Source organism: Arthrobacter globiformis, from assembly GCF_046536215.2.
Classification (GTDB): Bacteria; Actinomycetota; Actinomycetes; order Actinomycetales; family Micrococcaceae; genus Arthrobacter; species Arthrobacter globiformis_E.
Window position 1 is genome coordinate 4,563,207 of record NZ_CM143421.1, and the last position, 12,800, is coordinate 4,576,006.

The window sequence follows — 12,800 nt, forward strand, 5'->3', positions numbered from 1 at the left end:
CCTTAAGAATTTTTTATTGACGTTTGTCTATTTGCTAGCCCTTAATCGATGAGCTTGACAATCACGGTCCCCAAATTCGTCCCCCCGCTTGCGCCGCCGGTAAATGAGTCGATTGACTCAAATTTTATGAATTGACCAATAACGCAGCGATCATTGCCTCCAGAGCAGGCAAGCGCGCTTGTCATTCCCGGAGCGGTGGATGTGTTGCGAAACTCGTAAACACCGTTGTTGCCGAACTTCCAGCCCCAGATTTTGAACGTCGCATAGCCAATAATGTGAAATTGGCCGTTTTGCCCCTGGTTTGTAGCATTGTCGAAGATGGGGAAGGCGACTTTGACTTCCTCGCCGGCCAGAATGGTTGCCTTCCACTTGGTGAGGATGGCCTGGCAGTCCGTAGGCGGATTATTGCCCGGGTCCGAGCCCATCTGGTTGTTACCGGTTTGGGTGGTAGCCACGCAGGGCGAGCTCCGGTCCAGCCAGCCCCAGCCCCCCGGAATCGCATGGCCTGAGGGATCGGTGCAGGTTCCGCCGGGTTTATAGGAGATTTTCTGGACCTGTCCGGTTGCAAGTGCTGCGGACAGGTTGTAGCAGTGGTTTGAAATCGCCAGGGGAAATCCCGAGCCCCTGGTGGGGAACTCCAAGGCAGCGGTTGCGTGGGCACCTACTGTCGCCGGCGGTGCGTCAAGGGCAGAACTGAACATCTGCCGCAGGAAGCCTGCTCCGCTTTTACCGTCACGGGTAGTTGTTCTGACGGTGACCTGGTTGGCTACAGACATATCTACCTGCTGCACGTTGGACGATTCGTCGTTTGAATTGCCGTTGGCAAAGTCCTGGGCGATAGCTTCCGCCTCGGACTGCGTACATCCCGTCGCATGGCAAGCCTGAGCGATGGCGATGGCACCGGCATCGGCAGCGTTTTGCAGCTGCGCCCGTTCGGCGTAGATCTGGCCGACGTCCACTGCCAGTGCGCCTGCACCCAGGAGCACCAACATGATGACAGCGACTAGGGCGGCTGCCGCGCCGCGTTCCTGTTCGGCATGGGAATTCTTCAGCCGCCGCATCTCATGGCTCCTACTCCAGTTACTGTGACGGTGCTGCCGAAAATGCCGGTCAACGTGGCGGCCGGGTACGTGACGGTCACCGTCATGTCCGCGTCCGCGCTGCAGGCGGCCGGGCTGAATGAGTACTGGAAGTCGTCTGCGTTGAGCCCAGGTGCGCCGGCGGCCGCGGCGAGTGCGGCTGCACCCTGATCGTCATTGATTGCCATCTCCCGGGCTGCCTCCCGTGCCGCCTGGGTGACCGAAATCTGCAGGTTGTAGGCGTGTGAGAACTCGACGATGCCAGCCACCAGCGCCAGAAGGATGGGTGCGACCAAGGCGAACTCGACCGCGACTGCGCCCCGTTCCTTCCAAGGGCGCGCTCCCTTGATGGAGCGTGAACTGCTGCGTATCACTGGACCCTCCGCGAGTAGGTACAGCTGAATGGGGGTGTGGTGCGCCGCGCTGGCGCTTCAAACAAGCGCGGCGCACCATTGGGGAGTGTTATTTCGTTCGCTCGACTAGCCGGCGCAGCGGCGACTAAGGGGCCTTGGTGACCCAGGTGCCGACCTCGGTGCCCAGATCGGAGAACCACTTGCTGAGGGCATCGCCGAACAGGGCTGCGCCAACGATGATGGCGAATGCGACGAATGCAATGAGCAGCGAGTACTCGGTTGCCGTGGCGCCTTTTTCTGATGTCAGCCGGTCCTTGATTCCGGAGACGAAGGCAAGAACCGAGACCATGAGAGTAGTCATTGTAATTTCCTTAAATTCGGTGGAATAAATTTCATCGAATTCCAGCCTCCCCCATACCGCGAAAGGGCTGGCGCTTTCGATAGCTAAAGAATCCACCCGGGGCCGCATCCGCAACAATGCGTAGCTCTACCCGACTTTCCCCCCAAGAAAATAAGTATTCCCCCCAAGCGGGTACTCAGTTTCAGGAAATTACAAGCACTCGGCTACGTGGGTCATCAAGAAAGCGTCAAGGTGCCTATAGGAAATTTAACGTTTCACCAGGGAAATTGGTGTTCAGGATGCCAATAAAACAGTGCCCAAGGCTGCGGCCAGCATCGACGGGCCAAAAGCGACTTCGGAGCGCAAATTGGCGTGTTTTAGCCTAATCAAAACGACGGACAAAATCCCGCCCAGAACGAAACCGAGGGCCCCGCCGTAGAACAGTTGGCCCCACCCCAAGTAGCCCAGGTAAAGGCCCACCGGGGCAGCGAGCTTGACGTCCCCCATGCCGATGCCGTTTGGCGAAATCAGGGCCAAAATCAGGAAAACAACGAACAGGATGGCGCCCCCTGCCGCCGCGCGGAGCAGCTCGGCCCACTGTGCCGCAGCGAAACTTCCCAGGAAGAGCAGCGCCAGGCCGGCCATAAGGAGCGTCAGCACGAGGGGGTTTGGCAGCAAATGATGGGCCAGGTCAATGCGGGCCAGCTGCACGCCGAGGACCGCCAGCAACAGAAAAGCCGGCAGGGACCACTCCATTCCGAACCGAAGCGCGAGGGTGCTGCACAGCAATCCGGTGACTGCCGCCGTCGTAATTCTGGTCCGCAAACCCGGCAGTCCGCCGAGGCGGGGGAGGGTGCGGGCGATGAGGAGTTCAGCAAGCGGGCTCAGTAGAATGCCAAGGAGCCCTACGGCTACTGCAAAGAGCGGCGCAGTAGAGAGCGGCCCGGCGCTGGCGGCGATACCTGCTGACGACACATGGACTCCTGGCTGGAAGGGCCCGGCGCTGGCGCAGGACTCCAAGCCCCCGCCACCGGATACCCCATTTTGACCCGGGCCTCCGGTTGGCGCTATTCTTGGTAGTCGTTGTGCGTGTCCTTTCTCGATGATGCGTGCCCGCTTGGGGATCCAGTTGCAGGGTCGCTACCCAACGGGCATTTTCGGGACTAGGGGATAACTGGTCCATAGAGCCCTCACCTCTGTTCCGGTCGCGCATAGATAGTAGGCGCACCCCGCGTGACGCCTAAAACAAAGAACGCCAGAACAAGAACGAGGCAAACACCGTGCGTACGTACACCCCGAAGCCCGGCGATATCAACCGCCAGTGGCACGTCATTGACGCCACCGACGTTGTCCTGGGTCGTCTTGCCAGCCAGACCGCAACACTGCTGCGCGGAAAGCACAAGCCGACCTTTGCGTCCCACATGGACATGGGCGACTTCGTCATCATCATCAACGCTGAAAAGGTTGCCCTCACCGGCGCCAAGCTGGAGCAGAAGCGCGCATACCGCCACTCCGGTTTCCCGGGCGGCCTGACCTCCGTCAACTACGCGGAACTGCTTGAGACCAACCCGGTCCGCGCCGTTGAGAAGGCCATCAAGGGCATGCTCCCCAAGAACTCCCTCGCTGCCCAGCAGCTGAGCAAGCTGAAGGTCTACCGTGGCGCCGAGCACCCCCACGCAGCCCAGCAGCCCAAGACTTTCGAAATCACCCAGGTCGCCCAGTAGTCCTGGCCACCAACACTTTTATCTACAAGGAGAACCGTGGCTCAGAACGATGAACTGACCACCGAAGCCGTTGAGGCTGAGGAAAACCTGACCAGCTACACCTCGGAAAGCGGCGCTACTGAGGCTGCTCCGAAGAAGGAGCGCCCGGCACTGACCGTTGCCGGCGCAGCTGTTGGCCGCCGCAAGGAAGCCGTTGCACGCGTTCGCGTTGTGCCGGGCTCCGGCAAGTGGACCATCAACGGCCGCGAGCTGGACAACTACTTCCCGAACAAGCTGCACCAGCAGGACGTCAACGAGCCCTTCAAGATCCTCGATCTCGAAGGCGCCTACGACGTCATCGCCCGCATCCATGGCGGTGGCCCCTCCGGCCAGGCCGGTGCACTGCGCCTCGGCATCGCCCGTTCGCTGAACGAGATCGACGTCGAGAACAACCGCGCCACCCTGAAGAAGGCCGGCTACCTCACCCGTGACGCCCGCGTCATCGAGCGTAAGAAGGCCGGTCTCAAGAAGGCACGCAAGGCTCAGCAGTACTCCAAGCGCTAAATCGCGCTTGCCGGGGCGGTTCCGCCTCATTCAGAAGCCCGTTCCGCCATTTGGCGGGGCGGGCTTCTGCCGTTAACGCCGGTTACGGCACGGGAACGCCGGTGAGCAGGGGAAACGTCCGCAACGCCCTTCATGGACGCCGTGCGGGACGGGTTCAAGGCAGGGACGGGCACCTGAATCGTCTAAACTTGACCCGATGTCTACATTATTTGGAACAGACGGTGTCCGTGGCCTGGCGAATGGCCTGCTGACTGCCGAGCTCGCATTGCAGCTGGCCCAGGCCGCCGCCGTCGTGCTCGGCCATGAACGCACCAGCGAAGGTGCACGGCCGCGCGCCGTGGTTGCCAGGGATCCCCGCGCCAGCGGCGAATTCATCGCAGCAGCCGTGGAGGCCGGGCTTTCCAGCTCCGGGATCGACGTCTACGACGCCGGCGTCCTGCCCACTCCCGCCGCCGCCTACCTCGTGGCCGACCTGAACGCCGACTTCGGCGTCATGATCTCCGCCTCGCACAACCCCGCTCCCGACAACGGGATCAAGTTCTTCGCCCGCGGCGGCCAGAAGCTCCCCGACGAGGTGGAGGACGCCATCGAGGCCCAGATGGGTAAAGAGCCCTTCCGCCCGGTGGGCGGCGAGGTGGGCCGCATCCAGCGCTTCTCCGACGCCGAGGACCGCTACATCGTCCACCTCCTGGGAACCCTCCCGCACAACCTCAACGGCCTGAAGGTGGTCCTCGACTGCGCGCACGGCGCCGCCAGCGGCTGTTCCCCGCAGGTCTTCAAGGACGCCGGTGCTGACGTCATTGTCATCGGCGCCGAGCCGGACGGCCTGAACATCAACGAGGGCGTGGGCTCCACCCACCTCGGCCCGCTCAAGGCGGCCGTGGTGGAGCACGGTGCCGACCTCGGCATTGCCCACGACGGCGACGCTGACCGCTGCCTTGCCGTGGACCACGAGGGCAACGAGGTGGACGGCGACCAGATCATGGCCATCCTCGCCGTCGCCCTCAAGAAGGCCGGCAAGCTCGCCGACAACGTCCTCGTTGCCACCGTGATGAGCAACCTCGGCCTCAAGATCGCCCTCCGCGACGCCGGCATCGCCATCCGCGAGACGGGCGTGGGGGACCGGTACGTTCTCGAACAAATGCGCGACGGCGGCTACAACCTGGGCGGCGAACAGTCCGGCCACGTGATCCTCGCCGACTACGCCACCACCGGCGACGGCGTGCTGACCGGCCTGCAGTTGGCAGCGCAGGTGGCCCTGACCGGCCGCCCGCTCAAGGAACTCGCCACCATCATGACCAAGCTGCCCCAGGTCCTCATCAACGTAAAGGACGTGGACCGCAGCCGGGTCGGCGGCGACGAGACCCTGGCCGCGGCCGTCAAGGCAGCCGAGGCCGAGCTGGGCGACACCGGCCGCGTGCTCCTTCGCCCGTCCGGCACCGAGCCCGTTGTGCGCGTCATGGTGGAGGCCGGCGACCAGCAGACCGCCCAGGTCATCGCCGAACGCCTCGCACAGGTCGTGAAGACCCAGCTGGCGCTGGCGCTCGTCGGCGACTAAGCCTTCGCCGCACCGCAAACGCAAAAAGCAACCCGCCTCACTGACCGACTTGGTCAGCCGAGGCGGGCTGCTTTTTTGCTGCCGGTCGGCCGGCGTTACTTGGCCGCCTGGTTCTGGTTCTGGGCCTGCAAGGCGTCGCGGATCTCCTTGAGCAGGGCGATCTGCGGGTCCTCGGCCGCTTCCTTCTTCGCATCCTGCCCGATGCCCAGCTTGCGGTTGCGGTGCTCGATCAGCTTGTTCATCGGGGCGACGATGACGAAGTAGAGTGCCGAGGCAACCAGCAGGAAGTTGACCACCGCGGTGAGCAGCACGCCGAACCGCACGTCGCCGAACGCCAGGAAATCGTCAAAGTTCGGCTCTCCGACCAGCACCGAGATCAGCGGCATCAGGACGCTCTTGACCAGCGCATCCACCACCGCGCTGAACGCCGATCCAATGACCACCGCCACCGCAAGGTCGATGACGTTTCCCTTGAGAATGAACTTCTTGAATCCACTAAGCATGCCAACCAAACTACCGCACCCCGATTACGGGAAGTTGACCGGCCGGTGCCTCAGCGGTATCCCGGGGCTGCCGCCAGGCCGAAATACTGTTCCAGCGTGGCGATGCCGCGTTTCCGCATGTCCGTTGCCGCCTCCACGCCGATGTACCGCAGGTGCCACGATTCATAGAAGTACCCGGTAATGGGGTGCTGCATCAACGGGTACCGCACCACGAAGCCGAAGCGGTGCGCGTTCGCCTTGGCCCACACGGCGGCCGGCTGCCCGGCGAAGCAGGGCTGGAAGCCGCAGGCGCCCCCGCCGTCGCCGATGTCGAACGACCAGCCTGTCTGGTGCTCGGAGTAGCCCGGCCGCGCCGACGCGGTGTCCGCCGCGGCCCGCCCCTGGGAGCTCACCCAGCCGTTATAGGTGACCACCTGCGTCGCGTACGAGCGGTAGCCGCTCGCCAGCGTCATGTTCACGCCGTCCGCCGCAGCCGCGGCGAACATCCGTTCTGCGGCAGCCGCCGTCGTGCGGTTCAGCTGTGCCGCCTCGCCGGTGACGGCGAGGGCCACGCTGGGCTGGACCAGATCGGCCGGAACGTAGTTGGCCGGCTTGAGCGGGCGGTGCTTATTGACGATCACCCAGGGACTGGCTGGATCGGTGAGTGAGAACTGTTTGGGCAGGCGGGACGCGGCCGACGGCGGGGCTGCCGCCGCCGTCGTGGACGGCGTCGCCGAAGCTGACGGTGACTTTGCGGCGCTGGGCGCTGAGGAAGCAGGCGCTGACGGCGACGCGGTGGCCGAGCCGCCGGTGGAGGCGGACGAGGCCGGAAAGCCGGACGCCGCGGGGGACCCCGGGATCAAAACCGACGATCCGGCTCCCGAACCCTCAGGTACCGGACTGGGGGTGCAGGCGGCGAGGGCCGACAGGCTGGCGCCGGCCATCAACAGCCGCGCCACCGCGCGGCGGGTGGGCTGCGCGCCCAAGGAGGGCTCGGCGTCGTTCATGGAATCTGGAGGGCAGTTGCCGCACATGCCCGCTAGACCTTCCTCAGCAGCATCCTGCGGACGGAATGGTCCGCCTCCTTGGTGAGCACCAGCTGCGCCCGTCCCCGGGTGGGCAGCACGTTCTCTTCCAGGTTCGGTTCGTTGATGCGCTTCCAGATGTCGCGGGCCGTCGCTTCGGCCTCGGTATCGGACAGCGTGGCATATCGGTGGAAGTACGACTCCGGCTGCGCGAAGGCGGTGGAACGGAGTTTGCGGAACCGGTCCACGTACCATTCCTCGATATATGACGTCTTGGCGTCCACGTAGATGGAAAAGTCGAAGAAGTCGCTCAGCGCCAGCCCTTGGCGGCCGTCGTGCCGCGGCCGGGCGGGGGCGAGCACGTTCAGGCCCTCGACAATGAGGACATCCGGACGCCGGACCACCACTTCCTTGCCCGGGACGATGTCATAGGTGACATGCGAGTACCAGGGTGCCCGCACCTCCTCCGCGCCGCCCTTGATCTCGCTCACGAACCGCAGCAGGGCGCGGCGGTCGTAGGACTCGGGGAAGCCCTTGCGGTCCAGCAGCTGCCGGCGCTTGAGCTCCGCCAGCGGATACAGGAAACCGTCGGTGGTGATGAGCTCGACGTTAGGCGTGCCCGGCCAGCGCCGCAGCATCTCGCGGAGAACACGGGCGATGGTGGACTTGCCCACGGCCACGGAACCCGCGACGCCGATCACGAACGGGGTGCGCTGGGTCTGCTCGCCAAGGAAGGTTGTGGTGGCCGCATGCAGCTGGCCGGCGGCTTCCACGTACAGGTGCAACAGCCGGGACAGGGGGAGGTACACATCGCGCACCTCGCTGATGTCCAGGGGGTCACCGAGGCCGCGAAGGCGCAGCACGTCCTCTTCATTAAGGGGCTGCTCCATCTGGGCCGAAAGCCGGGACCAGGTCTGCCGGTCCAGCTCCACGAACGGGGAAACACCCTCTCCGTTCGCTTCGTTGCGTTGCAAAGTCACCCTAGAGATTCTGCCCCTCCCGGCGCCGAGAGCGAAATGCAGCCATTCTTGAGTGAAACTTGACCCTTTGCGATGTCGATTCCTGAGCATGCCGCGGGAGTGTTCTGGGAATAACGGAGAACCGCAGCAGAATTTGAAGGGTCTCAACATGGGAAAGGCAGTCATACCGCAGGCGCCACAGCGGACTGGCCGCGACTTCGGTGGCAGACGCGGCGGGGGAGCGGCCACCCGGATTTTCGAAATCCGCCGCCGGAAACGGTTCGCCGCGGCAGGGCTGTGGACCAACTTCGCGGTCTTGATGTTCCTCCTTTTCGCAGCCCTCGGCCTCGTGGTCATTCCCCAGGCCACCGGGGCCCAGACGTATTCCGTGTCCACGAACGACTCGGCGCCGGCGTATCCCGCCGGGACATTCCTCGTGGTTAAGCCCGCGGCCTTGAGCCAGCTGAAGTTCGGCGACCTCGTCACCTACCAGCCCGCCCTTAACAGCCCCGAAGTCCGCACTCATCGGATTGTGGGCTTCGGCGCCATGCAGGACGGCGAAAGAACCCTGGTCACCAGGGGTGATGACGCCAACGCAAACGACCCGGAGCCCGTCCGCGTCCGCCAGATTAAAGGGAAGCCGCTCTATGCGATCCCGCTGGCCGGCTATCTCACCAGCGCCATCGGCGACGCGGACCGCGGGCTCTGGATGATGCTGGCGGCGGCCGGCCTCATCGGCCAGTGCGTGCTGCTCATCGTCCTGGGCGTCCGCCGGCGGCGGCGGTCAGGATGACGTAGCGGGGGCAGGAGTTCTCCGCAAAGCCAGATAGGCTTATACCCATGTGTGGAATCGTGGGTTATGTAGGCCGTACGTCGGGCCGGGCTGATGCCGGGCACGGCGCGTTGGATGTTGTTCTTGAGGGGCTTCGCCGTCTGGAGTACCGGGGTTATGACTCTGCCGGTGTTGCGGTGGTTGCTGACGGGGAGATTTCCTCGCGGAAGAAGTCCGGGAAGCTGAGCAACCTGCTGGCCGAGCTGGAGGAGCGGCCGTTGCCGGATTCGCTGACCGGTATCGGGCACACGCGGTGGGCCACGCATGGTGGTCCGACGGATCAGAACGCGCACCCGCATCTGTCTGATGGCGGGAAGCTTGCGGTGATCCACAACGGCATTATTGAGAACTTTGCTGAGCTGAAGCAGGAGCTGCTGGCCAAGGGTGTTGTCTTCGCGTCGGAGACGGACACCGAGGTGGCCGCGGCGCTGCTGGGCGATATTTTCCGGAACAAGCTGGGCGGGGACGTTTCCGATGGCGGCCTGACCCGGGCGATGGAGCTGGCCTGCCAGCGGCTCGAGGGTGCGTTCACGCTCCTGGCCGTGCACGCCGACCAGCCCGACGTTGTCGTGGCGGCGCGCCGGAACTCGCCGCTGGTGGTGGGCCTGGGCGAGGGCGAGAACTTCCTGGGTTCGGATGTGTCCGGGTTCATTGACTACACCCGCCGTGCGGTGGAGCTGGGCCAGGACCAGATCGTGACGATCACCGCTGACACGGTGGAGATCACGGACTTCTTCGGTGCCCCGGCGCAGGGCAAGGAGTACCACGTGGACTGGGACCCGGCCTCTGCCGAAAAGGGCGGTTTCTCCTCGTTCATGGAGAAGGAAATCCATGACCAGCCCGACGCCGTGGCGCAGACCCTGCTGGGACGTTCGGACCTGAACGGGAAGCTGACCCTGGATGAGCTGCGCATTGACCCGCAGCTGCTGAAGAAGGTCGACAAGATCATCGTGCTGGCCTGCGGCACGGCCGCGTATGCGGGCCTGGTGGCGAAGTACGCGATCGAGAACTGGTGCCGGATCCCCACCGAGGTGGAGCTCGCGCACGAGTTCCGGTACCGGGACCCGATCGTGGACGAGAACACCCTGGTGGTCTCCATCAGCCAGTCCGGCGAGACGATGGATACGCTGATGGCGGTCCGGTACGCCCGGGAGCAGGGCGCGAAGACGGTGTCCATCTGCAACACGAACGGCTCGACCATTCCGCGGGAGTCCGACGCCGTGCTGTACACGCACGCGGGTCCGGAGATCGCGGTGGCGTCCACGAAGGCGTTCCTGGCCCAGATCACCGCGGCGTACCTGCTGGGCCTGTACCTGGCACAGTTGCGCGGGAACATTTTCTCCGGACAGATCAAGGACGTGCTGGCTGACCTGGGCAAGATCCCGGCGAAGATCCAGAAGATCCTGGACTCCGCCGAAGAACTGCGGGAGCTGGCCCGGAGCATGAAGGACGAGAAGTCCGTGCTGTTCCTGGGCCGCCACGTGGGCTACCCGGTGGCTTTGGAAGGTGCGCTGAAGCTGAAGGAAATCGCGTACATCCACGCCGAGGGCTTCGCGGCCGGCGAGCTCAAGCACGGCCCGATCGCTTTGATCGACGAGGGCCAGCCGGTGTTCGTGGTGGTCCCGTCCCCGCGCGGCCGCGATTCGCTGCACTCCAAGGTGGTCTCCAACATCCAGGAGATCCGGGCCCGCGGTGCCCGCACCCTGGTGATCGCCGAGGAAGGCGACGAAGCGGTCCGGGACTACGCCGAGCACGTCTTCTACGTCCCGGAAACCCCGACGCTGCTGATGCCGCTGCTGACCACCGTTCCGCTGCAGATCTTCGCGTGCGAACTTGCCGCCGGCAAGGGCTACGACGTGGACCAGCCGCGCAACCTGGCCAAGAGCGTCACAGTAGAGTAAGCCTATGATTGTTGGCATCGGCGTAGACGTAGTGGACATCGAGCGCTTCGGACGGCAGCTGGAGCGCACCCCCGGACTCCGGGACCGGCTTTTCGTGCCGGCCGAACGGGAACTGAACACCCGCTCCCTGGCGGCACGGTTCGCCGCCAAGGAAGCCGTGGCCAAGGTCCTGGGCGCGCCTGCCGGCATGAACTGGCAGGACTGCTGGATCGGCCTGGACCAGAACGGCCCCACCATCCAGGTCAAGGGAACGGTGCTTGCTGTGGCCGAAGCCAAGGGCGTCAAACGGTGGCATCTCTCCATGAGCCACGACGGCGGCATTGCCACGGCCACCGTCCTGGCCGAGGGCTGACCCCGGACGGACTGACCACATGATCAGCGCCTATACCGGAACCCAGATCAGGGAAGCTGAAAAGCCCCTGCTGGATTCAGGTGTGGGCGCTGTTCTCATGCAGCGGGCAGCGCGCGGCATGGCCGGCGCCGCCATCGCAGAGCTGCGCCGCCGCGGACGCCGCCTGTACGGCGCCAGCGTCGCCGTCCTGGCGGGCAAGGGCAACAACGGCGGCGACGGCCTCTTCGCCGCCGCGCACCTCGCCGGACGGGGAATGCGTACGACGGCGGTGCTCGCCTCCGCCACGGCCCACCCGGACGGCCTGGCTGCCTTTCGCCGCGCCGGCGGCCGGGTCCTGACGCTGACCGAAACAAACGCCGGCGAGCTGGCAGCGCTGGCCGGCAGGGCCGACGTCGTCATTGACGCGTTGCTGGGAACCGGCGCCCAAGGGGGTCTCCGGGGAACCTCGGCGGACCTCGTATCGCTGCTTGCCGGCAGCAGTCACGGCCTCGTGGTGGCGTGCGACGTGCCCAGCGGCGTGGACGCCGACACCGGCCAGGCCGCAGGACCCGTGCTGCCGGCCGACATCACCGTCACCTTCGGCGGCGCCAAGGCCGGACTGCTGGCCGACCCCGGGGCGGATTTCTCCGGCCGGGTGGTGGTGGTCCCGATCGGTATCGAGGACTCACTCCCGTGGCCCGCCCTCCGCCGCCTGGAGGCCGCCGACCTGGCCACCCTGCTACCGCGCCCCGCGCGGCGCGCCCACAAGTATTCGCGGGGCGTCCTCGGGGTGGTGGCTGGATCCCCGGCCTACCCGGGCGCCGCCGTGCTCGCCTGCCGCGGGGCGCTCTCCGCCGGCGTCGGGATGGTCCGTTATGTCGGGCCGCCGGAGGTGGCCGACCTCATCCGCCACAGCTGCCCCGAGGTGGTCTGCAGCACCGGGACCGTGGCGGAGACCCACGTCCAGGCCTGGCTCGTGGGCTCCGGGATGGACGGCAAGGACGAGGAAGAAATGCAGCGCGTCCGCGACGCCGTCGACTCCGGCCTGCCCACCGTGGCCGACGCCGGCGCCCTGCCCGTGCTGCCCGACGTGCTGGCCCCGCATGTGGTGCTGACGCCGCACGCCGGCGAGCTGGCCACCCTGCTGCAGCGCCTCGGCGCCGACCTGGACCGCGAGGCCGTTGAAGCCTCCACCCTCGCTGCCGTGCGCCGCGCCGCCGGCCTGACCGAGGCCACGGTGCTGCTGAAGGGGGCCAGCACGCTGGTGGCCTCGCCCTACCAGGATTTCTACAGCCAGTCCGAGGGAACGCCCTGGCTGGCCACCGCCGGAAGCGGCGATGTGCTGTCCGGAATCATCGGTGCCCTGCTCGCCCAGGTGGGGTCCGACGTCGGACGCTTCCGTGCGGCGGGCATCGATCCGGACGAACGGTGGGCGGCCATTGCCGCGATGGGGGCGAGCCTGCACGGCCTCGCCGGAGCGGCGGCCGCGGCCGGCGGCCCGCTGACGGCGGGGCGGATATCCGACGCCCTGCCCGAAATATGGGGTAAAGTCAGCACGCTTAGTAATTAGCGGTGGACCGCGTAATAGTCACACCCACCCGCTACGGTAAGACCAAGTTCCGTGCAGGTCGTGCGTGAAGACCTGCCGGACGCAGTGTTGGACGAGGTATAGG

At 65.5% G+C, this 12,800-nt stretch carries 15 protein-coding genes; 8 read left to right on the forward strand and 7 right to left on the reverse strand.

The genetic code is table 11. From position 1 onward, the window contains the following. Positions 1-41: 41 nt before the first annotated feature. The 4 genes from R5O87_RS20750 to R5O87_RS20765 form a co-directional block, all read right to left on the reverse strand. Complete coding sequence (locus R5O87_RS20750) at positions 42-1,061, reverse strand: TadE/TadG family type IV pilus assembly protein (RefSeq protein ID WP_410554786.1); 1,020 nt, start codon at positions 1,059-1,061, stop codon at positions 42-44. Continuing rightward, the gene (locus R5O87_RS20755) at positions 1,049-1,453 is read right to left on the reverse strand and encodes a TadE/TadG family type IV pilus assembly protein (RefSeq protein WP_410554785.1); all 405 of its coding nucleotides are present in this window, start codon (positions 1,451-1,453) and stop codon (positions 1,049-1,051) included. The genes R5O87_RS20750 and R5O87_RS20755 overlap by 13 nt, the downstream gene beginning before the upstream one ends. Before the next feature lie 124 nt (positions 1,454-1,577). After that, positions 1,578-1,793: a Flp family type IVb pilin gene (locus R5O87_RS20760; RefSeq protein ID WP_410554784.1), complete on the reverse strand. Its 216-nt coding sequence runs from the start codon at positions 1,791-1,793 to the stop codon at positions 1,578-1,580. Positions 1,794-2,066: 273 nt separating this feature from the next. Beyond that, positions 2,067-2,528 carry a prepilin peptidase gene (locus R5O87_RS20765; protein WP_410554783.1) on the reverse strand — a complete coding sequence of 154 codons (462 nt, stop codon included), beginning with the start codon at positions 2,526-2,528 and terminating at the stop codon, positions 2,067-2,069. 524 nt (positions 2,529-3,052) lie between these two features. Here R5O87_RS20765 and rplM point away from each other — a divergent pair. The 3 genes from rplM (at position 3,053) to glmM (ending at position 5,597) form a co-directional block, all read left to right on the forward strand. Further along, on the forward strand, positions 3,053-3,496 hold the full coding sequence (gene rplM, locus R5O87_RS20770; protein ID WP_410554782.1) for a 50S ribosomal protein L13: 444 nt from the start codon (positions 3,053-3,055) through the stop codon (positions 3,494-3,496). A gap of 36 nt (positions 3,497-3,532) precedes the next feature. After that, positions 3,533-4,039: a 30S ribosomal protein S9 gene (gene rpsI, locus R5O87_RS20775; RefSeq protein ID WP_102973654.1), complete on the forward strand. Its 507-nt coding sequence runs from the start codon at positions 3,533-3,535 to the stop codon at positions 4,037-4,039. Positions 4,040-4,235: 196 nt separating this feature from the next. Then, on the forward strand, positions 4,236-5,597 hold the full coding sequence (gene glmM, locus R5O87_RS20780; RefSeq protein ID WP_410554781.1) for a phosphoglucosamine mutase: 1,362 nt from the start codon (positions 4,236-4,238) through the stop codon (positions 5,595-5,597). A 95-nt stretch (positions 5,598-5,692) separates the two neighbouring features. Here glmM and mscL read toward each other — a convergent pair whose 3' ends face one another. Beyond that, a complete protein-coding gene (mscL, locus tag R5O87_RS20785; RefSeq protein WP_410554780.1) occupies positions 5,693-6,100 on the reverse strand; it encodes a large conductance mechanosensitive channel protein MscL in 408 nt (135 codons plus the stop codon). A gap of 50 nt (positions 6,101-6,150) precedes the next feature. Next, positions 6,151-6,720 (reverse strand): M15 family metallopeptidase, encoded by a 570-nt coding sequence (locus tag R5O87_RS20790; protein ID WP_462836345.1) that lies wholly within the window; start codon positions 6,718-6,720, stop codon positions 6,151-6,153. A gap of 19 nt (positions 6,721-6,739) precedes the next feature. Between R5O87_RS20790 and R5O87_RS20795 the strand changes: the two genes are divergently transcribed. Next, complete coding sequence (locus R5O87_RS20795; protein WP_462836346.1) at positions 6,740-7,171, forward strand: hypothetical protein; 432 nt, start codon at positions 6,740-6,742, stop codon at positions 7,169-7,171. Here the strand turns inward: R5O87_RS20795 and coaA are convergent. Next, positions 7,119-8,084, reverse strand: a complete 966-nt coding sequence (gene coaA / locus R5O87_RS20800; RefSeq protein ID WP_377964649.1) for a type I pantothenate kinase — start codon at positions 8,082-8,084, stop codon at positions 7,119-7,121. The genes R5O87_RS20795 and coaA overlap by 53 nt on opposite strands. A gap of 148 nt (positions 8,085-8,232) precedes the next feature. Between coaA and R5O87_RS20805 the strand changes: the two genes are divergently transcribed. The 4 genes from R5O87_RS20805 to R5O87_RS20820 are packed head-to-tail and all read left to right on the forward strand — an operon-like array spanning position 8,233 to position 12,697. Beyond that, the gene (locus R5O87_RS20805) at positions 8,233-8,856 is read left to right on the forward strand and encodes a signal peptidase I (protein WP_410554778.1); all 624 of its coding nucleotides are present in this window, start codon (positions 8,233-8,235) and stop codon (positions 8,854-8,856) included. Between the two features lie 47 nt (positions 8,857-8,903). Continuing rightward, positions 8,904-10,796, forward strand: coding sequence for a glutamine--fructose-6-phosphate transaminase (isomerizing) (gene glmS / locus R5O87_RS20810; RefSeq protein ID WP_410554777.1), 1,893 nt, complete (start codon positions 8,904-8,906; stop codon positions 10,794-10,796). A 4-nt stretch (positions 10,797-10,800) separates the two neighbouring features. Next, positions 10,801-11,148, forward strand: a complete 348-nt coding sequence (locus R5O87_RS20815) for a holo-ACP synthase (RefSeq protein WP_018776647.1) — start codon at positions 10,801-10,803, stop codon at positions 11,146-11,148. 19 nt (positions 11,149-11,167) lie between these two features. Beyond that, the gene (locus R5O87_RS20820) at positions 11,168-12,697 is read left to right on the forward strand and encodes an NAD(P)H-hydrate epimerase (protein WP_410554776.1); all 1,530 of its coding nucleotides are present in this window, start codon (positions 11,168-11,170) and stop codon (positions 12,695-12,697) included. The last annotated feature ends 103 nt before the right edge of the window (positions 12,698-12,800 follow it).

Coding starts and splice junctions, on each gene's coding strand:
- R5O87_RS20750 (WP_410554786.1), bottom strand. CDS start 1,061: ATGCGGCGGCTGAAGAATTCCCATGCCGAACAGGAACGCGGCGCGGCA.
- R5O87_RS20760 (WP_410554784.1), bottom strand. CDS start 1,793: ATGACTACTCTCATGGTCTCGGTTCTTGCCTTCGTCTCCGGAATCAAG.
- glmM (WP_410554781.1), top strand. CDS start 4,236: ATGTCTACATTATTTGGAACAGACGGTGTCCGTGGCCTGGCGAATGGC.
- R5O87_RS20805 (WP_410554778.1), top strand. CDS start 8,233: ATGGGAAAGGCAGTCATACCGCAGGCGCCACAGCGGACTGGCCGCGAC.
- glmS (WP_410554777.1), top strand. CDS start 8,904: ATGTGTGGAATCGTGGGTTATGTAGGCCGTACGTCGGGCCGGGCTGAT.
- R5O87_RS20765 (WP_410554783.1), bottom strand. CDS start 2,528: ATGGAGTGGTCCCTGCCGGCTTTTCTGTTGCTGGCGGTCCTCGGCGTG.
- R5O87_RS20820 (WP_410554776.1), top strand. CDS start 11,168: ATGATCAGCGCCTATACCGGAACCCAGATCAGGGAAGCTGAAAAGCCC.
- R5O87_RS20815 (WP_018776647.1), top strand. CDS start 10,801: ATGATTGTTGGCATCGGCGTAGACGTAGTGGACATCGAGCGCTTCGGA.
- mscL (WP_410554780.1), bottom strand. CDS start 6,100: ATGCTTAGTGGATTCAAGAAGTTCATTCTCAAGGGAAACGTCATCGAC.